Here is a 24,426-nt window from a genome sequence, read left to right as displayed (position 1 = left end):
TGGCCCTGCTCAGCAGGCCTGCAGGCGACGGCGACGCCGGCCCCTGCGTAACTGCATGCGGACTCGATCCTGTTCGGCGCCGTCGAACACTTTATGCGCCCGCATTGGTCGCCCAAGCAGATCAACTTGGCGCTAGCGCGCCTGTACTTCAAAGGGCATGACTGCCGCGTGGCGCACGAGACCATCTACAACTGCATCTACGCCCAGCCCGGACCTGCAGCCAGCCTGCTACGTGGGCACCCCGAGCCTCCTGAACGTACTGCTCGAATGCGCCGCCGCACAGGGCGCGAGGCGCCTGCCCTTCATGAGGGCGCTGGTATCGGGCGAGGTGTTTCCCACTGTGGCGCGCGACTGGCTGCACGAACGCCCGGTCGACGCGTACCAGTGCTACATGACCTCCGACGTGGGACTGATCGCCTACGAGACTCCGACGTCGCGCCCAGCGCCCTCACACCGGAACAGGCGCCTGAGGCGAGATCAAGCCGTCGCGCCTCAGCGCCTGCCAAAACTCTGCAGGAATCTTCACCTTCATCGATTGCGCGTTGGCGCGCACCTGACCGGCGACGCGCGCTCCGGGAACGATGGCCGACACGATGGCGGGTGCCGCTGCGAACTGAAGCGCAGCGGTCCGGATGTCGATCCCGTGGCGTTCGGCGACCTCCGCCAGACGCGCCCGCTTCTGAACGGCGCCAGCCGGTACCTGATCGCTGAAGTGATACCGATTGCGACCGCCGAGAAAGCCGTCGTTCAAAGGCGTCCCCACCACCACCGACACGCCCTTCTTCTGCAGCGCAGGAAACGTGCGGGTGAGCGTCTGTTCATGGTCGAGGATCGAGTACTGGCATGCCAGAAGCACGATGTCCGGCGTCGGCACGTCGGATTCCGCGGCGAGCACGGCGGCATCGGGTGTGTTGATGCCAAAGCCCCATCCGCGGATCAGCCCCTCGTCACGCATGCGGGACAGTTCAGCCATGGCGCCCGTTGCGGCGACGGCGAAGTGATCGCGCCAGGTCCCCGGCAGTTCGGCGTTGTCCGGCGACAGGTCATGGATGTAGACGATGTCGATCTTGGGCAGGCCCAGGCGCTGCAGACTGTCTTCCACGGAACGTCGCGCACCCGCTGCGGTGAAATCGTACCGGTAACTGAAGGGCGCCGGCTGCGGCCAAAACGCCTCGTTCGGCAGTGGCCCCCTGCTCGCCTTGAGCACGCGACCCACCTTGGTCGAGATGACATAGTCGTCGGGTTTCTTGTCGCGCAGGAAGCGCCCAAGACGGTACTCGCTCAGGCCGTAGCCGTAGAACGGCGACGTGTCGAAATGACGGACGCCTGCGTCCCATGCCGCTTGAAACACTGCCTGCGCCTGCTCGTCGCTGATGGCGGCGAAAATGTTGCCCATCTGCGTTCCACCCATGCCAAAGCGAAATGGCGTGCGGTAGCGCATGCCGGCCACTGGCTCATTCATCGGAAGGTCGCTGCGCGTCACATTCCCACGCGTGGGCAACACGCTGCCTCGCTCGGCCAGCGAGCCTGGAAGGCTTGTGGTTCCTTGCGCGGCAGCCAGTTGACTGGCTGCGATGCCGGCGAGTGCGCCAGCGCTGGCAGTCTGGAGGAAATGGCGACGTTTCATGGCAAGTGACTCCTGTCGTTCAAAATAAAAGTGGGCTGTTGGTCGATGGATGGCGGCATTGCGGGTCAGGTGCGCGCCCGCAGCGCCGCCTGCGACCTACGGATCAGGCCCTGGTATTGCTGGTGCTTGTCCGGGTACCAGGGCAGCGTCAGTGCCTGGCTGAAGCCGGGGAGCCCTTCCACATAACGCACCATGCGCTCTCGCATGGCGGCATCGGGCAGCGTGCCGCGCAGCGCACCGACGTTCTCGCGTGCATGCCGAGGGTTGGACGTCGCGCTCAAGCAGCAGGTCACCGCTGGATGCGACATCACGAACTTCAGGAAGTACTGCGCCCAGTTCTCGATACCGAGTTCACTCGCGAACGCAGGCAGCGGCAAGTGGCCAATGGCCTTGTGCAGGCGCCCTTTCTCCATCGGCATGTTGATCAGCACGGCAACGCCACGCTCCTGCGCGGCCTGCAGCACGGCGCGCTCTGCATGACGGTTGGCAATCGAGTAGTTCACCTGCACGGCATCGACCGCGCCGCGCTGGATCCACTTGGTCAGCAAGTCGTGGTAGTCGTTCTCATGATGGGTCACGCCCACCATCCGGATCAGCCCTTCCTTCTTCCAGACGTTCATGAGAGGAACGATCACATCGACATTCACAAGGCTGTGGCACTGCATCAGATCGATGTTGCTGCGCCACAGTCGAAGTTGCGACTCTTCGAGGCTGCGCCGCGCATGTCCCTCATCGGCCAGAAAGTCACCGGTCGCCCAGATCTTGTTGGTGATGAACAATTGATCGTTGATGCCCAGAGACGTCGAGATATCGCCGACCGTTCCTTCGGCACTGCCATACAGCGGAGAGGTGTCGACGACGCGCGCACCCGCTGTCCAGTACTGACGCACGACATCCGCAACATCTGCGCGCGGGGCGCCCGGCAACATGTCGAAGGTCAGGAAGGTGCCAAGTCCCAGTGCCGGCAGCAGGTCACCGGTACGTTCCACGCGTTTGGTGAGAATGCCCTCGGATTGGCGCGGGAAGCGTGGCACGTTGCCAGCGGAAGACGCCGCGGGCAACGGTTGTGCGTTCACCGAAACGCCCATGGCCGCCACAGTGCCCAGGCCAAGGCCGGCGGTCAAGAGCTGGCGCCGAACAGACGCGTGATGGTTCATTTTTGGCATGCGCTGCGTTCCAGATGGAAGTGAATCCGTTGAGGATCGGGGGGAGGATCGAAGAGAAGGAATCACCTCATCATGACCGCGCACATAACCGACGCCGCTCGAACGGATTACAGTTTCGTAATCCAATTTCGCCATCCAGCCCGGACAATGGAACGAAGGGTGACGCGTATGTACAGAGTGCTTGTGATTGAAGATGACCGCAGCGTGGCCGAATACCTGCGACAAGGCTTGACCGAATGCGGCTATTGCGTCGACGTGGCCATCGACGGGCTGATCGGCCGGACGATGGCGCTCGGCGGCGACCATGCGCTGGTATTGCTCGACTCGATGCTCCCAGGCATGGATGGCCTCGAAGTGCTGCGCGCCATCCGTGCCAAAGGTCGTCAACCTGTGCTGATGCTCACTGCGCGCGATCGCGTCGACGACAAGGTGGGCGGACTGAAGGCGGGCGCCGACGACTACCTCGTCAAGCCGTTCGCTTTTTCAGAGCTGCAAGCCCGCATCGAGGCCTTGATCCGGCGCGGCCAGGCGAATTTTCATGAACAGACAGTGCTGCGTCTGGCCGACCTGGAACTCGACCTTGCGGCGCACAAGGTGCTGCGCGGTGGGCGACGGATCGACCTGTCCACGAAGGAATTTCAATTGCTCTCGTTGCTCCTGCGTCGCAAAGGCCAGGTACTGACGCGAATCACGCTGGCGGAGCGTGTCTGGAACATCCATTTCGATTCGGACACCAACATGGTGGAGGTTGCCGTACGGCGCCTTCGGGCCAAGGTCGACGACCCATACCCTCAAAAGCTGATCCACACGGTACGCGGCGTGGGCTACATCCTGGAAGACCGCCATGCCCACGATCGCGCGATCCCATGATCGCAACGCCTGAGTCGCCGCTCAAGGCCGAGCCCTCGATCGTGCGCCGTTTGGCCGTACGTTTGGCGCTGTGCGTCGCCTTGCTGCTGAGCGCTGTCTCCGCCAGCGTCTATGTCGGCGTCGGCTATCTGCAGGAGCAGTCGCAGACAAAGTTGTTGGCGATCAAGGTCCACAAGTTGATCGAGACTTCCGCCGCGATGCTGCGGCCGGGGAGCCAGGACTTCCTGAGGCTGCTTCAGGTCAATGCCGCCAAGCGCCACGGTTCGAGGCTGGTGCTCTATCACGCCAATGGCGATGTCTTCTATCGCGATCCGACCGGGGAGGCCCATGACCTGTCATCGCTGATCCGGTCTCGAAGTTTCTCTTTGCAGTCGGCCGATGGCCAGATGGTCTTGAACGGCCGCTTCGACATCGATATCGCTGAAGACGATTCGCGTCAGCAGGCGCTGGCCCACTTGCTTGTTCTGATCACGGCCATAGGCGCGCTGTGCAGCGGCTTGCTGGCTTTCCTCGTTGTCAGGCACGGCATCGAACCGCTGCGAAGGATCGCCGCACAGACGCAGCAGATGTCGGCCACGCATCGCCTGACGCATCTGCACTTGTCCGTACCCAGCCTGGAATTCTCGCCACTTGTCGATCAGTTCAATGTGCTGATCGACCGCCTGGAAGCCAGTCGGATTCAGTTGGAAGCATTCAACTCCGACGTGGCACACGAGTTGCGCACGCCGTTGACCGCGTTGATCGGCAAGACAGAGCTGGCGCTCTCGCGGCCCCGGTCGATGGAAGCGCTGACGCAGACGCTGGCATCCAATCTGGAGGATCTGGCCCGCATGAGTTCGATGGTCAACGACATGCTCTTCCTGGCGCACGCCGATGGCGGCCAGCATGCGCGCGTCGGTTCCCCACGCGACCTGCGGCTGCTGATGTCGGAGCTGCTGGAATACCACGAAGCGCAGGCCAGTGAGCGCGGCCTGCAATTGCAGGTGGACGGCGACCTCACTGCAGCGGTCGACGAACCTCTGGTGCAGCGGGCGGTGTCCAACCTGCTGAGCAATGCCTGCCGGTACGCGGTGCCGGGCAGCGTGGTGCGCGTGGTGCTGGGCACGCGCACGGCCGAAGGCACGCAGGCCGTGGAGGTGCCCAGCGTGGTGGTGGTCAACGAGGGGCCGGAGATCTCGGCCAATGCGCTGCGCCGGCTGTTCGACCGCTTCTATCGCGGCGATGCCTCTCGACATCGCGACGGCATGCATGCGGGACTGGGGCTGGCGATCGTTGCAGCCATTGCGCGCATGCATGGCGGGCGGGTGTGGGCGACCTCCGACGCCAGACGGACCGAGATCGGCATTGCCCTGTCATCCGGCTGAGGCATTTCCCTCCAAAGACCAGGGCCGAATGGCTATTTTCGATCAGCCCCCCCCCGGCTCACGGGCGGCCAGCGCCAGGTGATCGAGCAGCGATCTTGCCGGCGCCGAAAGAAGCTCCAGACGCTTGTACGCGATGACGAATTGCCGGGTGGCCCATGCATCGCTCAGAGGAATGCAGCGCAGGCCCCACGCGTTGCCGGCCGGCTCAGCAATCTCCACCGGTGCGATGGTGATCCCTAGACCCGCCGCGATGAACTTCAGCGCGGCTTCAAAGGTCGAGAGTTCGGCCCGGTACTCGATTCGTTGTCCCAGCCGGCCGGCTTCACGATCAATCAGCGTTCGTCCGGCCGTGCGCAGCGGCAACCCAACATGGGGGAAGCGCAGGGTATCTGCCAGGCCGCAAGCGGTCTGTCGGGTCAGAGGATGCCCAGCCGGCACCACGGCGGCGAGATGATCCTGGCGGTAGGGTCGGAGTTCGAGGTCGCCCAGATCGGTGGCATCCCAGCAGATTCCCAACGATGCGGTTCCGATTCGTATCGCTTCGGCCAGATCGATGCTCAAGACCTCTTCAATATCGACCTGAAGGCCGGCATGGTCGGGCGCGGCCATGAAGGTGGCGATGTCCAGCGGTAGATGCTCGGCGATGGTGGAGACCGTCGCGAGCAGCCGCACCTTGCCACGCATGCCGCCCTGAAACTGCGCCATGCTGGTCAAGGCGCGATCCTCGTGCACAAGGATGGCGCGTGCATGCTCGAGGAGCGCTTCGCCCGCGGGCGTGGGCTGAACGCCCGCGCGCCCGCGTTCCAGCAGCTTCAATCCCAGCTTCTGTTCCAGCTTCGCGATCCGCTTGCTGATCGCCGACGGAACCGTGTGGTGCTTCGTGCTGGCACGGCCAATGTTTCCCGCATCGCAGGCGGCCTTGAACAGACGGAGGGTGAGGAGATCAAGGTTGGCCATGCACAGCCTATGCAAGAAGCATGCTTCCCATCGGGAATGGTTGTGCTGACGAATGACCAATTTCACTTCCTCGAGGTCATGGATAAATTGAGCGCCACACCAAGAGGAAATCCAGAGGAACTGCTCATGTCCGCGTCTGCCGTTTCATCAGCACCTGTCGTCCTTCGTGAGGCAAGCCTTCGCGACGGGCTTCAAAGCATCCAGGCCATCGTCCCGACGGCCCAAAAGATCGAATGGCTGCACGCCGCCTATGCAGCGGGCATCCGCGAGATCGAGGCAGGCTCGTTCGTCCCGGCCCGCTTACTCCCTCAGCTGGCGGACACGGCCGAAGTCGTCGCGTCCGCGCTCGAGCTCGAAGGCATGACCGTGTCCACACTGGTGCCCAACCTGAAGGGCGCCGTCGCGGCGCTCGAGAGCAAGGTTCACACGATCACAATTCCCCTGTCCGCCAGCGCGATGCACAGCGAGGCGAACGTGCGCAAGTCGCCCGCCGAGATGGTCGAGGAGGTCCGCCGGATCCGCGAGTTGAGGGATTCGGTCGGCTCCAGCGCCAAGATCGAGGGGGGCGTTGGGACTGCGTTCGGCTGCACGATTCAGGGCGAAGTGCCGGAGCGCGACGTGCTCAAGCTGATCGAGGACCTGCTGAACGCCGGCGTGGACTACATCAGCCTGGCCGACACCGTCGGCTTCGCGGACCCAGCCACCGTCAAAACGGTCTTCGACAAAGCCTTCGCCCTCGCCGGCCCCAAACTTTGGGCCGCGCATTTCCACGACACGCGCGGCCTGGGCCTGGCCAATGTCTACGCCGCCTGGACAGCGGGCGTACGGCGTTTCGACGGCAGCCTGGCAGGCATTGGCGGTTGCCCGCACGCACCGGGCGCCAGCGGCAACGTCACCACGGAGGACATGGCCTCCATGTTCGAGCAGATGGGCGTGTCCACCGGCGTGAACGTCGAGGCGGCGCTGCAGCTGCGTCAGCGCATTGCCGGCTGGTTGCCGGGCGTGCCGCTCCATGGCGTCATCTGGCGGGTTCCCCCGCGCAGCGCGGCGGCTGCCGGCGCCGCTGTCACCGCCGCTTGATGGCGTCGCACTACCACGATCTTCAACCGACTTGTTTTCTTTCACCATGAGCCTCCCCCTCTCCAACATCCGCGTCATCGAATTCAGTCACATGGTGATGGGGCCCACCTGCGGAATGATCCTGGGGGACCTGGGTGCGGACGTCATCAAGATCGAACCGCCAGGGGGCGACAAGACCCGGCAACTGCCCGGCCTGGGCATGGGGTTCTTCCGCACTTTCAACCGCAACAAGCGCAGCGTGGTCCTCGACCTGGACATCGCCGATGACAAGCAGACTGCGCTGGACCTGATCGGCAGCGCCGACGTCGTGATCGAGAATTTCCGCCCCGGGCGGATGGCGGGATTGGGGCTGGACTACGAGACCCTGTCGGCACGGTTCCCGAACCTGATCTACGTCTCGCACAAGGGCTTCCTGCGGGGCCCCTATCAGGAGCGGCTGGCTTTGGATGAAGTGGTCCAGATGATGGGCGGCCTGGCCTACATGACGGGGCCTGTGGGCCGGCCTCTGCGCGCAGGCAGTTCGGTGAACGACATCATGGGCGGCATGTTCGGCGCGCTGGGCGTGATCGCTGCGCTCTACGAGCAAAAGGCGCATGGGGCGCGAGGGCAGGAAATCCAGAGCGCGCTGTTCGAAAACTGCGCGTTCCTTTCTGCGCAACACATGCAGCAGTTCCACATGAGCGGCGAGCCCCCGCCGCCCGTACCGTCGCGCAAGGCGGCCTGGGGCATCTATGACGTCTTCACCGTGGCTGATGGCGAGCAATTGTTCATCGGCGCCGTGGGCCAAGGCCAATGGGTCGAGCTGTGCAAGGTCATTGGACGCGAAGAACTGCTCACGGATGCGCGCTTTGAGACCAACGCGCGCCGGGTAGAAAACCGGACCGCGCTACTGCAGACCGTCGGCGACAGCGTGCTGAGCTGGAACATCGACCAGCTCAGCCAGCGCCTGGAGCAGGCGAAGGTGCCCTTCGCGCCCATTCGTCGGCCGGACCAACTCGTGAGCGATCCGCATCTGCTGCAGAGCGGCGGCATGGTACCGATCACGACCGAAGACGGCGGCGAAAGCCTTTCGGTGCTCCTGCCTTTCACGATGGGCGGACGCCGGCCGGGCGTGCGCCGCGCGATTCCGAAGATCGGTGAGCACACCGCAGAAGTGCTTTCCGAACTGAAGCAAAGAAGCACCTAGACCGCCCGGCCGCCCGTCCATCCACCCATCGAGATCACCATGACCTTTTCAAACCGTCGACTCGCGATCCTCAAACTGGCTGCGCTCAGCGCCGCATTCGCCATGCCAGCAGCGGCTGAGACCAGCGGTCCGCCGCTGCGCCTGATCGTGCCACTCAGCCCTGGCTCGATGGGCGACACCGTTGCACGCCGGCTCGCCATGGCCATGAGCCAGACGATGAAGCGGCCAGTCGTGGTGGAGAACCTGCCCGGCGCAGGAGGAATGACCGGAACGTCTCAGATGGTCCGAGCAGCCAAAGACGGCAACACCCTGGCGCTGGTCCCCAGCACGCACGTGATCAACCCGGGCATCTACAAGAACATGCCCTTCGACAGCATCAAGGATGTATCGGCGGTGGCCATCGTGGGTGATTCTCCGGGCGTGGTCCTGGTGAACCCCTCGCTGCCCGTGAAGACTCTGGCCGACCTCATCGCCCTGGCCCAAAGCAAGCCCGGGCAGCTGAACTATGGCTCCTCGGGCAATGGCACCAACATCCACCTGATGAGCGTGATGCTGATGAAGGAAGCCGGTATCAATCTCGCGCACATCCCCTACAAAGGCAATGCGCCGTTTGTCACCGACCTTGTCTCAGGCCAGGTCCAAGTCGGGATCCAGGCCACCACTGTGGCTGCGCCCTTCGTGAAGTCCGGCCAGTTGCGCCCGATTGCAGTGACGACCAAAGAGCGTTCGCGGCTGTACCCCGACGTTCCCACGCTGCAGGAGCAGGGCCTGCCCACCTATGACTTGGGAAGCTGGATGGCCATCTTGGCTCCTGCAGGTCTGCCTGAACCGCTGCTCGGCACCCTGAACCAGCAAATCAATGCCGCCATGCAGATGCCGGACACCCGACAGTGGTTTGAATCTCAGGATTTTCGGCTGACACCCACGACTACACCCGCTAGCGCCACAGCATTTTTGCAAAGCGAACTGATCAAGCACATGCGGCTGGTCAAGGAGAGCGGTGCGGTGCTGGAGTAGACAGTGCTGCTTGCAATCACCGAGGGTAATGAAATACCCGACTGGCGGCTAAGAACGCTTTTGCGCTCGCACGTGATCGCGGATGATTCCCCGCAGCTTCTCCGCGAGCTCCTGGGGATGCGTGACGTTCGGTGAGTGGGGTCCATCCATTTGGTGGAAAACCACGTTCGGCGCAACTGATCGGACGTGCTTTGGCCAGTCCAGCTCGACAAGCTGGTCTTGCGCGGTCGTAATCACCGCGACCGGAACGGTCGCGTCCGCAAGGCTTGCGGGATAACTGTCCTCCACGGGTGTGGACGCCGCGGCAGGGTGCTTTAGCCTCAGTGACACCATCGCGGCGTAATGGCCCGGCGCCAACGAGTTCTCGTAGCGCCGATCGATGTGCTCGTCTAACCCTGACGTCTTGTTGGTCAACACCTCCACAACACGTGCGATGTAGTCCCGCCCAGGCTCCAGGTCGGCAAGAATTCGCTTGGCGAGCTCGACCCGCCACGGTCCGCCAGTGCCAGCGACACTCGTCGCGCTCGCCATCGGCCATGCCGAGGCCGCAGCCGCCCGCAATGCCAAAGACCCGCCAAAAGAAGTTCCCACGACGTGCACCGGGCACCTCAGTTGCAGCAGCGCCAGGAAGCCGGCGATGTGGCGCAAACGGTGTTCGAAGGGCGAAGCGCCGAACATCACGACCTTGTCGGTCTGACCGAAACCTGCGAGATCGGGTGCGATCACGTGGTGGTCCGAAGCCAGGTTGATCATGACCTCTCGCCACGACAACATCGCATCGGCACCCCAAGCGCCGTCATGCAGCAGAAGGACTGGCGTGGAACTTGAGTCGCCGGCCATGTAGTAGCTGGTTCTCACACAACCGACGTCGACGAATCGATGCTCGAGGCCGACCGTTGTCGACCCCCGTGTGTTTTCGATCGACCGCCGGCCTTCCGCGTCTTCATGAATAACTTCGCTCACTCTTTCACTCCTGAAATGTCATCTCCGAGATAACGGGTTCACGCGCGATCGCGCCCTGCACTACACCAACGCCGCATCTGGCTGCGCAAGCGGGGCCGCTTGGGCGAAGGCCGGAAGCTTCGCGCAGACCGCATCGACCTCGCTGATCAACGGCCATCGCGACACGTCCAACCCGAAGCGGCGCGCGCTCTCGGTCTGGGGCACCAGGTACACGTCGGCCAGTGTTGGCGCCGTTCCGAAGCAGAAGGCACTGCGGGCTTTGTCCTGTGCGAGCAGCGCCTCGAGAGCGTCGAATCCGGCTGAAATCCAGGTGCCGCACCACGCGTTCAACGCAATGTCGTCGGCGCCGAAGTGCTCGCGCAGGTACTGGAGGATGCGGCGGTTGTTGACCGGGTGGATGTCGCAGCCCACCAGGGCCGCCAGTGCGCGCACGCGCGCCCGGTCTTGTGCGTCCGCCGGAAGCAGCGCGGGTTCTGGATACCGTTCCTCGAGCCATTCGATGATGGCGGGTGATTGGATCAGGGTCGTCTGGTCATCCACCGCCAGGGCCGGTACGAACCCCTGCGGATGGATCTCCTTGTAAAAAGGCTCCACCTGCTCGCCGGCGCGCAAGTCGATCGCGCGATACCGCGTCGTGATGCCTTTCAGGTTCAAGGCAATCCTCAGTCGGTGCGAGCTGCCGCTCCGGAAGAAACTGTAGAGGTCCATGGGAAGCTACGAGGCCTGCTCGCCCACGATCAACTCGATGGTGCCAACGCCTTCGACTCGCCCCGTGATGCGGTCGCCAGGTTCTACGGGACCGACCCCCTCTGGCGTCCCGGTGTAGATCAGGTCGCCGGGCTGCAAATGATAGAAAAGCGACAGATCCGCGATGATCTCTCGGACGTTCCAGATGAGCTTGTCGAGATCGGATTTTTGCTTGACTTCGCCGTTGACCGAGAGCTCGATTGCCCCTTTGTCCAATGCCTTGCCGAGCATTGGCACGATCTCGCTGACCACGGAGGACTGTTCAACGTCCTTGCCGAGATCCCACGGACGCCCCTTGTCGCGCGCTGCCAGTTGGAGATCGCGCCGGGTCATGTCCAGCCCGCAGCCATAGCCGAAGATCACTTCGTGCGCGCGCTCGGCGGGAATGCGGAAGCCTTCCTTGCCGATGGCAACCACCAATTCCATTTCGAATTGGTAGTTGTTGGTCTGCGGCGGATACGCCGCGGTCGCACCGGAGGGCGTCAGCGTCGAAGGCGCCTTGGTGAAGTAGAAGGGACGTTCGACGTTCTTGTCCACGGGACGGCCCATCTCGATGGCATGGGCGTGGTAGTTACGCCCGACGAAGAAAATTCGTTGGATCGGCAGGCGCCGATCACTGTCCCGCACCGGCAAGGAGTACACGGGCGCAGGCGGCCAAAGGTATTGGGATTCGATCATTGGTAACGTGAAAAAATGTGAGAGAGAAAGAATGCGGGACGTTGAGACACGCGCGCGATCGGCAGCTGCGCAACGTGCGTCGAAGCAGGCAGCGTCAATCGCCTTCTACTTGCACGCGATGCTGATGGAGCGCCTCGAAGATCGGCGCATCGCTGAACCGGAACAGGTCGAGCGAGGCAGCGTCCTGATCGCAGGAGGCGCTGAAGGGCACCCACGAAGGCACGACGAACATGTCGCCACGTTCCAGGCACCACGCCTTATCCCCCACGCGCGCCGTACCACGGCCATCGAACACCTGATAGACCGCGGACCCAACTTCCCGGTACGTGCGTGTGTGGCCACCACGACGCACGCGATGCATCTCGCAACGGATGGTCGGCAGCGCATCCGCTCCAGTACCGGGATGCGTGTAGCGAACGGCGGCATGATTTGCACTGACCACGCCGGGATAGCCTTCTTCTTCCAGTTGCAGCTGTTCATCCAGCGCGCGGTTCGTGTCCGCCCACCTGTAGGCGAGCAGCGGCGTTCCGGGCATGTCAACTGCCTGCGAGAGCGGGCGAAGACCCGGATGCGCCCAGAGCCGCTCGGAGCGCGAGCGTACGGGCGTGGCCTGCTCTACCGGGCTGATGGCATCGCGTCCATGCTCGAAAAACTGAGATTCGGTCTGGTATGCAAACGGGATGTCCAAGCCGTCGATCCACGCCATGGGTTGCGTGGCCGCGTTGTGGTGCGCATGCCAGTTCCAGCCGGCCTGCGGCAGGAAGTCGCCGCGTGACATACGGACAGAATCTCCCCCGACCACTGTCCAGACCCCCTCACCTTCCACCACAAAGCGGAAGGCATGTTGGGAATGGCGGTGCTCTGGCGCGTTCTCGCCCGGCAGTAGGTACTGAATGGCGGCCCAAAGGGTGGGCGTCGCAAACGGCCGCCCGTCCAGCGCCGGATTAGCCAACGCGATCGCGCGCCGCTCGCCACCGCGCCCCACCGGCACAATGCGGCCGGCCTCGGCCGCGAGTTCGTTCAGGCGCTGCCACCTCCAGATGTGGGGGACAGCCCGGCTGCGCGGCTCGGAGGGCATAAGGCCGCTGATTTCCGTCCACAAGGGAACGAGAAGTTCTTGTTCGAACTCGCGATAGAGCTTTTCGAGCGCGGGTGTAGGCTCCGGTTGACCGGGCCCGGCCGTGGCGTGCAGTCGCACTGGCGAGGTTGTCGCTTCCATCAAATTCATGTCGATCTCCAGTGATTCAGCATGGCCACCTTCCAACGTCGGCTTATGCAATTGGTGAGTAGAACGGGCGAAATCTCAGCTGTCGTTATTGGTATCTAAGCGACCGTCTGCGGCCCATGCGCCACTGTTCGACCGGAGACCAGGTGTCGACTGCACGCGTAGGCCATTTCGTTGATGGGCGCCGATAGCCCGGCAGCGTCTGATTCACGCACGATATGCCCGGTGATCCATTCGAGTTCAAGCGGCTTTCCGGCTTCGAGGTCTTCCAGGATGGAAATCCTCGTGTCGGCGGCTACGCTGTCCGCGAACGCCATTGCGTCCGTAAGGAACAAGTCGTCGACCTGAACTCCCTTGGCCTGCGCCAGCGACAGGACCTCCGCCATGCCGTCACGCAACAGCTTGCGCAGCAGGGGATCGGTGCGGATCTCGCCAAGGCTCATGCGCGACAGGCAACTCAGTGCCGCTGCTCCGCCAAGCCCGACAAACTTGCGCCACAGATGCGCGAGGACGTTGTCGGGCACATGGGCACGAACACCTCCGGCTTCGCACAGCTCTGCGAAGATGCGCACACGTTCGCTCGACACACCGTTCAGCTCACCGAAAGTCAAGCTCGCTCCCGCACTCCTGAGCTTGACGGTCCCGGGCTCCACCATGGAAGCCGACATGAAGACCGTGCCTCCGAGTACGCGTTCGGGACCCACGATGGCGCCGATCTGCTCATGCGCCGTGACGCCGTTCTGCGCGGGCACAACGAAGGTATCCGCGCTCACCATCGGCAAGGTCAAGTGCGTGACTGCATCCAGGTCGTACAGCTTCACGCACGAAACGATTACGTCCACAGGCCCAACCTCGGAGGGACGGTCAGTTGCACGAATATCGTGAACGGTGCTGCCCTGTGGTCCGATCACACGTAGGCCATGCTGCTGCACCGCGGCAAGGTGAGCCCCTCGGCAGATCAGCGTGACATCGGCCACGCGCGACAGCGCGGCACCAAGGCAGGAGCCGATCCCGCCCGCACCAACGATAGCGATCTTCATCACGGGCTGGCGCTGCCTCAGGTGCGGTAGCTAGGATCGACGCGGTCCAGCCGCCGGAGCATCGCTGGCCACTCTACTTCACCGAAGGGTGCACCCGGCGCCCCGATGCCCTGAGCGGCTGTCTTCACGCTGACGGCCTCCGAGGGGCGGCAAAGCTCCGCGCCAGTAGACATCGCCAAAAGTTGTGCCTGAGCGGCCTTCTCGAGGTGGTGCAAGATGCTGAATGCCTCTGGCACGGTACGCCCCACGACCAACAGCCCATGGTTGCGAAGGATCATTGCAGGGTGATCGGCCAAGTCGACGACCAACCGCCGGCGCTCGTCGAGATCCAGTGCGAATCCCTCATATTCATGATATCCAAGGCGGCCATGAAAAAGAGCCGCATGCTGGGAGAGGGTCTGGAGCCCATCCTGCAACATGGAAAGTGCCATCCCAGCGGTGCTGTGGGTGTGGATGACACAACCCGCGTCTGCACGGGCGCCATGGACCGCACTGTGGATCACGAAGCCGGCGGGGTGGATCCGCGTACCCGAGCCATCGACGACATTTCCATCGAGATCGATCCGCACCAGACTGGATGCGGTCACCTCATCGAAAGCCGACCCAAACGGATTGAGCAGGAAGTGGTCGTTCGGCCCAGGAACGCGCGCCGAGATGTGAGTGAAGACCAGGTCGGTCCACCCGTGCAGACCGACGAGCCGGTAGCACGCTGCCAGTTGCTGGCGCACCACCCATTCTTCTTCCTCGATATGCGCTGGCCGCTGAGTCATGGAGCTGTTCATCGTTCTCTCCTAGTTCATTTCCAACTTGATGCCACTGGCGCGGATCACCTCGCCCCAGCTCTTGCTTTGCTGCTCGATGTAGGAGCCGAACTCCTGTGCAGAACTTGGCATGACTTCAAGTCCGCTCTCCATCAGCGCGTTCCGAACGTCCGGCCGCTGCAGCGCCTTTTGCAGATTGGCAGCCAGCTGCTCTACGATCGGGCGCGGCGTCGCCACCGGCACCAGCATCCCTTGCCATGCGTACATTTCCACGTCCTTGTATCCGAGCTCTTTCATGGTGGGCACCTCAGGAAAGCTGGGCAGGCGTACCGGTGCCGTGACCGCCAGCGGTTTCAGTTTTCCTGCCTTGGTCTGAGCCTCCGCCGAAGCCACGTCGATGGTCCCGAACTGAATCTGATTTCCAATAAGGTCCTGCACGACCGGCGGCAGGCCACGATAGGGAACATGCGTGAGATCGATTCCTGCAGACTTCTTGAACATTTCCATGACCAAGTGCTGCGGCGTGCCAGCCCCTGAGGAGCCATAGCTGAACATGGCATTCCGCTTCTTGACCGCGTCCACCGCGCTCGACAGCGATTCGATCCCACTGGTCGCCCCTGTGCAGACGACGAAGTTGAACTTCCCCATCAAGCCCACGGGTTGAAAGTCGCCTAGCTTGTAGGCGACCTTCTTGTAGAACATCGGGTTAAAGATCAGGGTCGCCTGATCCCCAGACCACACGGTGTAGCCATCTGCGGGTGCCCGCGCGGCCAGTTCAGCGCCAATCATCGCGGAGGCACCGGGCCGGTTGTCGATGACGATCGGTTGACCCATCTGTTCGGACATCGCGTTCGCAATCGTTCGAGCAAGAAAGTCGGTTCCGCCCCCTGCAGGAAAGCCGACGATCCATCGGATCGGCTTAGACGGGTATTTGTCTTGCGCGCTGGTCGAAGAAATGCTGAAAAATCCAAGGCTTCCCGCAATTGCGAGAGCGGTCCAATAACGCGCTGTCCGGCGTGTACTCAACATTTGCGGCTCCAGATCAATAGGAATTGCGACACCCGTCTAAGTCATTTGCCGACATACTTCCAAACCTTTCGGTCAACGTCGGCCGCCAACACGGTCGCGGCGATGTGCGCATCACCCGTTTCGCGAAACGCGTATGTTTGAACGCCGCTGAAATTTTTCAGCTTTACGAACTCGTCGCGAATGGACTCGCGAGCCTTGACTGGGTCTGTGTTCCCGTCGATGCGCAAGCGCTGCAGGATGTCGGCATATAGCAGCACCGAGTCGTAAGAGACGCCCCAGTTGCAGAAGTTGAACGGGATGCCCATCGCCGCGTCTGCGCGTTTCTGAGCACGCTCTACCAGATTGGCGTAGGCGCCAGCGTTGGCGCCCGCGGGCCCCGCTTCATTCGTGGCAAAACCGATGACATGCCAGTTGCGCCCTACATCGCCCACCGTGTTGATGAACGGGCCAGTCCACAGGATGCTGGTGTTCAGCACCGGCACCGTGACGCCCTGCGTCTTAAGGTCCTTCGCCAGCAGAATGGCCTGGGCTGGGAAAGCCGCCGCGAGGATGGCATCCGGATTGCGGCTCTTGATCTGAATGGCCGCGGCCGAGAAATCGGTCGCGCGTGACGAGAACTCGACGATGTCGAGGACTTCGAGCCGGTTCTGCTTGGCCAACGCCACGTAGGCATCCGCACTCGCTTTGCTGGACGCCTCCCTGACGTCGGCCATGATGACGACCTTCTTCACATTCGGGAAGGCGCCGACGAACGCCTTCACGCCTTCGGGCATGAGGGTATCGTCTGCCGGCTGCAGGCGGATCGTCCAGGGACGAACCGTGACGCCCGGCTTGACCGCGTTGGCGCTGATGGCTGGCATCTGGATCCGATTGGCGAGAGGGCTGACGGTTTCCCACTGCGTGCCGGTCATCGGACCCACAACGCCGAAATGCCCCTCACCGGCGAACTTCCGGAACAGGAGCACCGCCTGCCCCGGGTCTGTCGACGAATCCTGAACGTCAAGCTGCAGTTTGCTGCCGTTGACGCCGCCCTTCGCGTTGACATCCTCGACGGCCAGCTTCATGACCATTTCTTGTGCCTTGCCGTAGGAAGCCAAAGGGCCCGTGAGCGGCGTGATCAACCCGATCTTGATCGGCGGCTTGGACGTCTGGCTGCTGGCCTTGCCCGCCAGCGATACCGCCAGTGCGGCTGCGGCGCCTCGAATAATGGCTCTTCTTTGCTCTTGCATGGTGTTGTCTCCTGCTTTAGTCATGTTGATTCAGTCCGACCGCTTCGCTTTCGCGGAACAGCGCTGCACGCTTGAGTGCCTCTTCGATGCGACGGTGCCGGTTCTGAATGACCGACTGCGCCAGATCGTCCGTCAGGATGTAGAACTCCCTGTCTTGAATGGCCCGCCAGATTCGACGGGCGACATACTCAGGCGACACGCCATTTCGGGCCAGCGACTCGCGCAGGAATTTCTGCTGCGGGCGACTCGTGGGGCCACCCAGGCGTTCGGGTCGCGTGTGCGCGTCGGCAAAGTGGGTGGACACGGCGCCTGGACAAAGTACCGCCACGCGCACCGCCGTGGATTGCAGTTCGTTCTCAAGCCCTTCGCTCAGGGCCACCACCGCAAACTTGGTCATCGAATAGGCCCCGGTCAACCAGGCAGGATTGACCTGCAGTCCACCTATCGACGCCGTGTTGAGAAAGACGGCCTCTTCCCCGTGCGCGATCATGCGAGGCAGGATCTGATGGATGCTGTGGATCACGCTGTTCACGTTGACTTCCTGCACCCACCGCCAATCGGCCGGAGGGATCTCGTGCATCGGAACCCCGTGCATGGCCACACCAGCGTTGTTGAAGGCGAGATGCAGGTGGCCGAACTGCGCTTGGGCAAAGTCCGCCAGCCGGCGCACCGAAGTTTCATCCGACACATCGACGACGCACGAAGCCACCGCCAGTCCGTCTTGCCGCAGGCGGGCCGTCAGCGCTTCGAGCGGTGCGGCCTGGATGTCCGCCAGCACGACATTCATTCCCTCGCGGGCAAACAGCTCGGCACTGGCCGCGCCGATCCCGCTCGCGGCACCTGTGACCAACGCTGTCCGGCCTTTCCAATGGGTCGTCATGCCGAAGCCTCCATCGACTGGACGGGGCGAGTTGCGGCGCCGAGGAGCACACCACCGTCGATGGGAATCGTGCACCCCGTCATGTAGGCGCTGGCGTCCGAGGCCAGCAGGAGTGCGACACCCTGGATTTCGGTGGGCAAGCCCAGTCGACCCATCGGTATGCGCTGCACCAGGCTGTCCGCTACGGCCGGGTCGTGCAGCTTGCCGCCGGCGATCCCGGTCTTGATGAAGCCAGGCGCCACCGCATTGACCCGGATGCCATGCGGCGCGAGTTCCAGCGCAGCCTGGCGCACCAGCTGGACTGCGGCTGCCTTGCTCGCAGCGTAGGCATACGAGACGAAGGGCTCGGAATGCAGGCCCGAAATCGACGCCGTGACGACAATGCTGCCGCAGCCCTGGCGCTTCATGGAGGGTACCGCCGCCTGCACGCAGTTCAGGGTGCCCAGCAGGTTGACGTTCAGCAGTCGCTGGCATTGCGCGGGAACCTGGTTCTCCAATCGCCCCGTGGCGGCGCCGGCGGCGGTGCCGAATCCCGGCCCCCCGCTGACGCCGGCATTGGCGAAGAGCCCGTCCAGCCGGCGGCAGTCGCGGGCAAACCGATCGATGGCCTGCCCTACGCCGTTTGCGTCCGTCACATCGACGACGACACTGGTGGCCTCGGCACCCATGGCACGGATCCCCTGCGCAGCTTCCGCCAGTGCGTGCTCTTGGGAGTCCAACAGCAGAAGCTGCGCACCATTGGCCGCCAACGTGGCCGCAATGGCGGCTCCGAGACCGCTGGCCGCGCCGGTGACCACATAGGCACGCCCGGCGATGCCGAAGAGCTCTTCCGCGCGCGCTGATCCCGCGGCGCCGCTCATACGGCCTCCGCTTCCTGGCCCATGTAGCTGGACATCACGCGCGGATCGCCAGCCAGTTCCCGGGCAGGCCCCTCCAGCACGATCTCGCCCTGCGTCAGCACCATCGCGCGATGCGCAAGCTGCAACGCCTTCGACACGTTCTGCTCGACCACCAGCATCGCGACGCCTTCATCGCGGATCTCCGCGAGCGCCTTGAACACCTCGTTGGTGAAAAGAGGCGACAAGCCCATGGAAGGTTCGTCGAGCAGCAGCAGGCGCGGTCGATTGACGATAGCCCGGGCCACAGAAAGCATCTGCTGTTCCCCTCCAGACAGGTTGCCGGCAAGTTGGTCGCTGCGCTCGGCCAAGCGAGGGAACCGGGCGTACACACGCTCCAGCGCCTCCTCGAACGCAACCTTGCAAGGGCGGATTTCCCAGGCCAGTCGCAGGTTCTCATGCACCCGCATCGTCTGCAGCGTGCCGCGACCTTCGGGGACGTGCAACATGCCGCGGTGTGCAAGCTGGTGTGCCTTGGTCCGTCCTACCGGATGGCCATCGAAGATCGCTTCGCCGCCGGTGATCGGGAGGATGCCGGACACTGCCCGCATGAGACTGGTCTTGCCCGCGCCGTTGGCGCCCACCACCGCCACCGTCTCGCCCTCTCGCACCGACAGCGTCACACCGCGCAGGGCTCGGATCGGGCCATAGTTGGCGGTCAGGCCGCGCACCGAGAGAATCTCTTGCTTCATGATGTCTCCTTATTCCTCGGTACCCAGATAAGCCTTGAGCACTTCGGGGTGCGCAAGAACCTCTGCCGGCCTGCCCTCTGCGATCTTCTTGCCGTAGTCCATGGCCACCAGCCGATCCGAGAGTTTTCGGATCAGGTGCATGTCATGCTCGACCAGGAGGATCGCGTCGACCTCCTGCCTGAGCACCTGGATGTCGTCGATCAGCTGACCAGTCTCTGATTCGTTCATCCCCGCTGCGGGTTCGTCGAGTAGCAGCAACTTCGGGCGCCCGGCCAGCGCGCGCGCGATCTCCAGCCGCCGGGCGTCGCCGTAGGAAAGCGATGCTGCCGACTGATTGGCCTTGTCGCCGAGCTTGAGCAAGTCAAGCCAACGCATCGCTTCATCCTGTTCGACGCGGCTCGATCCAGACCGCAAGATCGACCTGAACAGATTCGTCGCATGGCTCTTGCGCGCCACCATGACGTTCTCCAGCACCGACATGCGTTTGAACAGACGGATGTTCTGGAACGTGCGACCGACACCCAGGCGACCGATGAGATGCAGTGGCAGCCCAGTGATCTCGTCGCCGTTGAGCTCGACCCTGCCGGAGGTGGCGCGATAGAAGCCCGTGATGGTGTTGATCAGCGCCGTCTTGCCGGCGCCGTTCGGGCCGACCAATCCTAGAATCTCCCCGCGACGGATTTGCATGTCCAGTCCGTCCAGCGCACGGACGCCCCCAAAGTACTTGCAAAGCGCGGTGACGCTCAAGACGTTGTGCATGGTCATGCCTGCCTCGCGGAAGGAACGGCGTCCGACTTCTTCCAGCGGCAGCTCAAAGCCCTGAAAGAAAGTAGCCCCTGAGGCTTGAAGAGCAACAGCAAGAGGATGGCCAGGCCGAAGACCGTCGGGCGCCACTGCGCCAACACACGGAAGTACTCTGGCAGCAAGGTCATGACCGTGGCGCCGAGGAGTGCCCCCCACATGTTGTTCACGCCGCCGAGCACCACATAAAGCACCACATAGACCGACAGCAGCACGTCGAAGCTCTCCGGACGGACGAAGCTCATGTAGTGGCCATACAGCGAGCCCGCAACGGCGGCGATGAAGGCGCCACTCGCAAACCCGATCAGACGCACCACCGGCACATTGATGCCCATGGACGCGGCCACACGGTCGTCCTCACGCACCGCGTCGAAAGTCCTCTGGATCGGGCTGCGAGAGATCCAGAACAGGGCCATGCCGACCGCCACAACGGCGACCATCACCGAGCCATAGCTGGCACCCGTCATGCCGCCAAAGCCGGCCACACCGCCTACATAGTCGATGTTCTCCAGCAGAACGCGTCCGCAGAACGTGATCCCGATGGTCACGAGGATGAGGTAGACCCCCCGCAGGCGCAGTGCGGGCCAGCCGATGATCGCCGCGACTGTGGATGCAGCGACGGCGCCGGCGAGCGTGGCAGGCAGCAGCGGCCAGCCGAACTTGACGGTCAGCACCCCGGCGGCATAGCAGCCGACGGCCATGAACATGCCCTGCGCAAAGGAGAGGCTGCCGGTCATCAGTACGACATAGACGCTCCACGCGAGAAGGACGTTGATGCCGGTGAAGAAAAGGTAGTCGGCGATCATGCGCGCTGCTCCTGACCATGCACACCGCCGCCGAACAGGCCGTTCGGCCGAAACATGAGCACGAGGATCAGGGCCACCCAGGCCGTCAGCTCGACCAGCCTTCCGAGCCCGGCCTGGAACATCAATGCCTCGAGCACGCCGATCAGCAACCCACCAATGAGCGCACCCCGCAAATCGCCCATGCCACCGATCGCCATGATCGCGAGAGACTTCAGCCCGAACGTCATTCCGATGTCGCTGCTCGCAGCGCCGCTGCGCAGCGCCACCAGGAACCCGCCTACGGCCGCCAGCGCCGACGACACGAAGAATACCGTCTGGGTCACGCGCCGCACGTTGATGCCGAGTAAGGATGCGGAGACGGGCGACTCGGCGAGCGCGCGGATCTGGCGCCCCATGCGGCTTTTCTGCAGCAGCACATGCAGCATCGCCATGAGCACGAAGGCGACCGCCAGGATCAAGATCTGCAGGTTGAGAACGGTGGCGCCAAACAGCGTGTACCCCTTCTGCAGCCACTCGCTCTCGATCTTGAGTGGTACCGGCTCGGTACCCCACCACTTGTGCGCAAGGTCCGTGATGATCAGGCCCATAGCCATCGAAGCCAGCGCTGCCGTGATCTTTCCCTCAGCCGAGCGGAAGCGGCGAAAAGCGATGAACTCGGTCGCAAGGCCGAGCAGCCCGCCCACGAGGAAGATCACCAGGATGGCGAGCTCCCACGGCATGTAGCTCACGGTGACGAGCGCAATGAAACCACCCAACATGAAGACCTCGGAGTGCGCGAAGTTCAACTTGTCGAGCGTGCCGATGACCAGCGAGAAGCCTATCGCCACCAACGCATACATCGCACCCGTGACAAGCCCGTTCAATATTTGTCCAGCCAACATGATGTGGGTCTCCTTTTTTTTAATGTCTCGTCCGAGGGTGAGCGCTAGTCGCGCCGCTCGAGGACCTTCAGCATGAGCTTCATGAATGTCTTTCGCTCGGTGGCGGAGAGTGGCCCGAGCAGCCATTCCTGCGTGCCGCCCATGGCGGCCGCAGCAGCCGCCAACAGCTCAGCACCTTCGTCCGTCACGTACAGCTGTCGCGCCCGTCGGTCGTCCGGCGACGGCGTACGTTGAATCAAGCCGCGTGCCTCCAGCCGGTCCAGCACCCCTGCAATCGTGGAGGTGTCGATGTAAATCGCTTTGGACAAGGTGACCTGGTCGAGGCCCGGGCTTTGCGAAGCGGCCACCAGCGCTGCCCATTGGACTGGCGTCAAGCCGACGTCGCTCATGTCCGCTGTGAAGCGGGCGACCGCCAGCTGATGCAGGCGCCGGAAAAGGAAGCCGGGAAGGCCGTCGAGTTGGATAATGCGTTTGGATGCCATGGGAGATGTGGTGTCAATCGAGGAAGGCGTAATCATCGGCGCAGAATTTGCCGGTGACCTTCCAATAATCGAGCAGCCCGAACGGCCAGGTCTGCGACGCGCGCCCCTTGCTGTTCTTGTACCAACTGCTGGTCCGGGCCGCGCCCCAGGCGCGTTTCAGGTTGCCTTGATCGACCCAGTCGTTGTACTCAGTGAATGGGCTCTCCTTGCAATCCATCGCCTTGTGGCCGGTGCGAAGCAGGTGACCGATCGCGCGCATGCTGTACTCGACCTGGCACTCCGAAGAGAAGATGGCGCTGCCGTTGATCACCACGGCGGTATTGGGACCACCGGTCATGAACAGGTTTGGAAAGCCCGGGACGGTGATGCCCAGGTAGGCTCTGCAATCGCCCTGCCAGACGTCTTCGTGCAGGTCGCGGCCATCGAGACCTGTGATTTTCATGGGCCAAAGGAAGTCGGCCGCCTTGAAGCCGGTGGCGCAGACGATCACGTCGACCTCGTGAAGCAGACCGTCGCTGGTCTCGATGCCGCTGGCGCTGATGCACGAAATCGATGTGGTGTTGAGGTCCACATGAGGGTTCTTGAGCATAGCGGCCCAGGCCCCGTTGTCGCGAAGCATGCGCTTGGCGGCAGGCGGGTAGTTGGGCGTCATCTTGGCCAAGAGGTCTGGCCGGTCCACGAACTGGCGCGCCAGCGATTCCAGACAGCCCTGGCGCAACGCCTCATTGGCGCGGCCCACCGAGATGGGATGGTCCCAATCGTCTTCGACCTCGGTCAGCGGCAAACGGCCTTCAATGGCGATCCAGAACTGCCAGAAGCGGAACCACCGGCCGTAATAGGGCACGTGATTCAACAGCCAGAGCATGCCCGGCTTGATGTCACTGTGGTAGATCGGCGTGGGCAGCAACCACGGGGGATTTCGCTGGAAGACCTTCAGTTCGTCGACCGTATCGACGATGGAGGGACCGATCTGGAAAGCGCTGGCACCGGTGCCCACCAGGGCGACCCGCTTGCCCTTCAGGTCCAGGTCCTCCGGCCAGGCGGCGGAATGCACGACCTGCCCCTGGAAACTTTCCAGGCCGGGGATATCCGGAAGACTGGGGCGGTTGAGGATGCCCACTGCGGTGATGACCGCATGAAACTCTTCTTCCACGACGGTGCCGGTCGGCTGCCTGATCTCCAGGGTCCACGTCGCCCGACTTTCCTCGAAGCGCATCGATTCGACCGATGTACCGAAGCGAATCCGAGCACGCATGCCCGCAGTGCTTGCCACCTGGGCCAGATAGGCGTGGATTTCCGGTTGCAAGGAGAACTCCTGCGGCCAGTCCGGCTTCTGCGCAAAGGACAGGCTGTAAGCAAAGTTGGGCGTGTCGAGCCGGCAGCCAGGGTAACGGTTCTCCCACCATACGCCGCCGACTTCGTCGTTCTTCTCGAACACGGTGAAATCCATCTGCGCCTGCTGCAGGCGATACGCCGACGCGATGCCGGAAACACCAGCCCCGATCACAGCCACGCGGAAGGCGGTCGTCGGCGCAATCTCGGGCTGCGTCCAGCCGGGCGCACCGAGGTCTTGCGCAATGCCCAGCTCATGCTCGAGCAGCGACCGGAATTCCTCGATGTCTCCGCGAATGAGGAACTTCACGCATTCGTCGACGAGCGCCGGCGAAGGTGCCGCGCCCCGCTGGGACCCCGCATCGCGGTGGCGTATGAGCGCCGTCACCGCGAGGCGCCTTGCCTTTTCTTGCGCCTGGGCATCCATTCCGCCTTGCGGCGCGATCACCGTCGTCATGGGAGGCAACGAGGGCTTGAGATCCGGCGCGATCAGGGAGGTGTCACCCGTGATCATGGCCAGGGTCGCCATCAGTGCAGGTAGATCCGCTTCAGCGACAGCATTTTGGATCTCCTCGTCGGAAGCCGTGATGGGGCTCACCTGGTCAAACATGGCCCGCAGCCCGTGAGCAGGCGAATACTCATCCGACGGTGCTTCGGAAAGAGCCTGACGTTGATTGCGTTTGATATTAGTTTCCATACAAATCATTTGAATGCGTA

Annotated in this window: 24 protein-coding genes; 5 read left to right on the top strand and 19 right to left on the bottom strand. The window is 63.1% G+C overall.

The window, feature by feature from the left end:
- Positions 1 to 448 precede the first annotated feature (448 nt).
- On the bottom strand, positions 449 to 1,627 hold the full coding sequence (locus ACSFBE_RS14050; RefSeq protein WP_435491002.1) for an aldo/keto reductase: 1,179 nt from the start codon (positions 1,625 to 1,627) through the stop codon (positions 449 to 451).
- A 65-nt stretch (positions 1,628 to 1,692) separates the two neighbouring features.
- On the bottom strand, positions 1,693 to 2,793 hold the full coding sequence (locus tag ACSFBE_RS14045; protein WP_435491001.1) for an aldo/keto reductase: 1,101 nt from the start codon (positions 2,791 to 2,793) through the stop codon (positions 1,693 to 1,695).
- Positions 2,794 to 2,961: 168 nt separating this feature from the next.
- Here ACSFBE_RS14045 and ACSFBE_RS14040 point away from each other — a divergent pair, with 168 nt between their 5' ends.
- Both ACSFBE_RS14040 and ACSFBE_RS14035 read left to right on the top strand, forming a co-directional pair.
- Positions 2,962 to 3,663 (top strand): heavy metal response regulator transcription factor, encoded by a 702-nt coding sequence (locus tag ACSFBE_RS14040; protein WP_435491000.1) that lies wholly within the window; start codon positions 2,962 to 2,964, stop codon positions 3,661 to 3,663.
- On the top strand, positions 3,660 to 5,027 hold the full coding sequence (locus ACSFBE_RS14035) for a heavy metal sensor histidine kinase (RefSeq protein ID WP_435490999.1): 1,368 nt from the start codon (positions 3,660 to 3,662) through the stop codon (positions 5,025 to 5,027). The genes ACSFBE_RS14040 and ACSFBE_RS14035 overlap by 4 nt, the downstream gene beginning before the upstream one ends.
- Positions 5,028 to 5,069: 42 nt before the next feature.
- On the opposite strand, the gene ACSFBE_RS14030 is transcribed toward ACSFBE_RS14035, so the two are convergent.
- Positions 5,070 to 5,984, bottom strand: a complete 915-nt coding sequence (locus ACSFBE_RS14030) for a LysR family transcriptional regulator (protein WP_435490998.1) — start codon at positions 5,982 to 5,984, stop codon at positions 5,070 to 5,072.
- A 126-nt stretch (positions 5,985 to 6,110) separates the two neighbouring features.
- Between ACSFBE_RS14030 and ACSFBE_RS14025 the strand changes: the two genes are divergently transcribed.
- From ACSFBE_RS14025 to ACSFBE_RS14015, 3 genes are read left to right on the top strand one after another with little or no spacing between them, the layout of a single operon-like run.
- Positions 6,111 to 7,064: a hydroxymethylglutaryl-CoA lyase gene (locus ACSFBE_RS14025; RefSeq protein ID WP_435490997.1), complete on the top strand. Its 954-nt coding sequence runs from the start codon at positions 6,111 to 6,113 to the stop codon at positions 7,062 to 7,064.
- Positions 7,065 to 7,110: 46 nt separating this feature from the next.
- A complete protein-coding gene (locus tag ACSFBE_RS14020; RefSeq protein WP_435490996.1) occupies positions 7,111 to 8,250 on the top strand; it encodes a CaiB/BaiF CoA transferase family protein in 1,140 nt (379 codons plus the stop codon).
- Positions 8,251 to 8,289: 39 nt separating this feature from the next.
- Positions 8,290 to 9,267, top strand: a complete 978-nt coding sequence (locus ACSFBE_RS14015) for a Bug family tripartite tricarboxylate transporter substrate binding protein (RefSeq protein ID WP_435490995.1) — start codon at positions 8,290 to 8,292, stop codon at positions 9,265 to 9,267.
- A gap of 48 nt (positions 9,268 to 9,315) precedes the next feature.
- Here the strand turns inward: ACSFBE_RS14015 and ACSFBE_RS14010 are convergent, their stop codons facing one another.
- The 16 genes from ACSFBE_RS14010 to ACSFBE_RS13935 all read right to left on the bottom strand — a co-directional run bounded on the left by ACSFBE_RS14010 (position 9,316) and on the right by ACSFBE_RS13935 (position 24,406).
- The gene (locus ACSFBE_RS14010) at positions 9,316 to 10,230 is read right to left on the bottom strand and encodes an alpha/beta fold hydrolase (protein ID WP_435490994.1); all 915 of its coding nucleotides are present in this window, start codon (positions 10,228 to 10,230) and stop codon (positions 9,316 to 9,318) included.
- Positions 10,231 to 10,290: 60 nt separating this feature from the next.
- Positions 10,291 to 10,938, bottom strand: coding sequence for a maleylacetoacetate isomerase (gene maiA, locus ACSFBE_RS14005; protein WP_435490993.1), 648 nt, complete (start codon positions 10,936 to 10,938; stop codon positions 10,291 to 10,293).
- 6 nt (positions 10,939 to 10,944) lie between these two features.
- The gene (locus ACSFBE_RS14000) at positions 10,945 to 11,655 is read right to left on the bottom strand and encodes a fumarylacetoacetate hydrolase family protein (protein ID WP_435490992.1); all 711 of its coding nucleotides are present in this window, start codon (positions 11,653 to 11,655) and stop codon (positions 10,945 to 10,947) included.
- Positions 11,656 to 11,749: 94 nt separating this feature from the next.
- Positions 11,750 to 12,883, bottom strand: coding sequence for a cupin domain-containing protein (locus tag ACSFBE_RS13995; protein ID WP_435490991.1), 1,134 nt, complete (start codon positions 12,881 to 12,883; stop codon positions 11,750 to 11,752).
- A 95-nt stretch (positions 12,884 to 12,978) separates the two neighbouring features.
- Positions 12,979 to 13,920: a ketopantoate reductase family protein gene (locus ACSFBE_RS13990; RefSeq protein ID WP_435491075.1), complete on the bottom strand. Its 942-nt coding sequence runs from the start codon at positions 13,918 to 13,920 to the stop codon at positions 12,979 to 12,981.
- Between the two features lie 17 nt (positions 13,921 to 13,937).
- Positions 13,938 to 14,702 carry a class II aldolase/adducin family protein gene (locus tag ACSFBE_RS13985; RefSeq protein WP_435490990.1) on the bottom strand — a complete coding sequence of 255 codons (765 nt, stop codon included), beginning with the start codon at positions 14,700 to 14,702 and terminating at the stop codon, positions 13,938 to 13,940.
- A gap of 9 nt (positions 14,703 to 14,711) precedes the next feature.
- A complete protein-coding gene (locus ACSFBE_RS13980) occupies positions 14,712 to 15,710 on the bottom strand; it encodes a Bug family tripartite tricarboxylate transporter substrate binding protein (protein WP_435490989.1) in 999 nt (332 codons plus the stop codon).
- Positions 15,711 to 15,751: 41 nt separating this feature from the next.
- A complete protein-coding gene (locus tag ACSFBE_RS13975) occupies positions 15,752 to 16,963 on the bottom strand; it encodes an ABC transporter substrate-binding protein (RefSeq protein WP_435490988.1) in 1,212 nt (403 codons plus the stop codon).
- Positions 16,956 to 17,819 (bottom strand): SDR family NAD(P)-dependent oxidoreductase, encoded by an 864-nt coding sequence (locus ACSFBE_RS13970; RefSeq protein ID WP_435490987.1) that lies wholly within the window; start codon positions 17,817 to 17,819, stop codon positions 16,956 to 16,958. Before ACSFBE_RS13970 ends, ACSFBE_RS13975 begins: the two co-directional genes overlap by 8 nt.
- Positions 17,816 to 18,679 carry an SDR family NAD(P)-dependent oxidoreductase gene (locus ACSFBE_RS13965; RefSeq protein WP_435490986.1) on the bottom strand — a complete coding sequence of 288 codons (864 nt, stop codon included), beginning with the start codon at positions 18,677 to 18,679 and terminating at the stop codon, positions 17,816 to 17,818. The genes ACSFBE_RS13970 and ACSFBE_RS13965 overlap by 4 nt, the downstream gene beginning before the upstream one ends.
- Positions 18,676 to 19,407 (bottom strand): ABC transporter ATP-binding protein, encoded by a 732-nt coding sequence (locus ACSFBE_RS13960; protein ID WP_435490985.1) that lies wholly within the window; start codon positions 19,405 to 19,407, stop codon positions 18,676 to 18,678. The genes ACSFBE_RS13965 and ACSFBE_RS13960 overlap by 4 nt, the downstream gene beginning before the upstream one ends.
- A gap of 9 nt (positions 19,408 to 19,416) precedes the next feature.
- Positions 19,417 to 20,172, bottom strand: coding sequence for an ABC transporter ATP-binding protein (locus ACSFBE_RS13955; RefSeq protein ID WP_435490984.1), 756 nt, complete (start codon positions 20,170 to 20,172; stop codon positions 19,417 to 19,419).
- A complete protein-coding gene (locus tag ACSFBE_RS13950) occupies positions 20,169 to 21,014 on the bottom strand; it encodes a branched-chain amino acid ABC transporter permease (RefSeq protein ID WP_435490983.1) in 846 nt (281 codons plus the stop codon). The genes ACSFBE_RS13955 and ACSFBE_RS13950 overlap by 4 nt, the downstream gene beginning before the upstream one ends.
- Positions 21,011 to 21,895, bottom strand: a complete 885-nt coding sequence (locus ACSFBE_RS13945; RefSeq protein ID WP_435490982.1) for a branched-chain amino acid ABC transporter permease — start codon at positions 21,893 to 21,895, stop codon at positions 21,011 to 21,013. Before ACSFBE_RS13945 ends, ACSFBE_RS13950 begins: the two co-directional genes overlap by 4 nt.
- A gap of 44 nt (positions 21,896 to 21,939) precedes the next feature.
- Complete coding sequence (locus ACSFBE_RS13940) at positions 21,940 to 22,377, bottom strand: MarR family winged helix-turn-helix transcriptional regulator (RefSeq protein ID WP_435490981.1); 438 nt, start codon at positions 22,375 to 22,377, stop codon at positions 21,940 to 21,942.
- Positions 22,378 to 22,390: 13 nt separating this feature from the next.
- A complete protein-coding gene (locus ACSFBE_RS13935; protein ID WP_435490980.1) occupies positions 22,391 to 24,406 on the bottom strand; it encodes a flavin-containing monooxygenase in 2,016 nt (671 codons plus the stop codon).
- Between the last annotated feature and the right edge of the window lie 20 nt (positions 24,407 to 24,426).

It is taken from the genome of Variovorax sucrosi (assembly GCF_051216635.1).
Classification (GTDB): domain Bacteria; phylum Pseudomonadota; class Gammaproteobacteria; order Burkholderiales; family Burkholderiaceae_C; genus Variovorax.
Note: the sequence above shows the minus strand (reverse complement) of the source record. Positions and strands in the feature narration are given on the sequence as shown.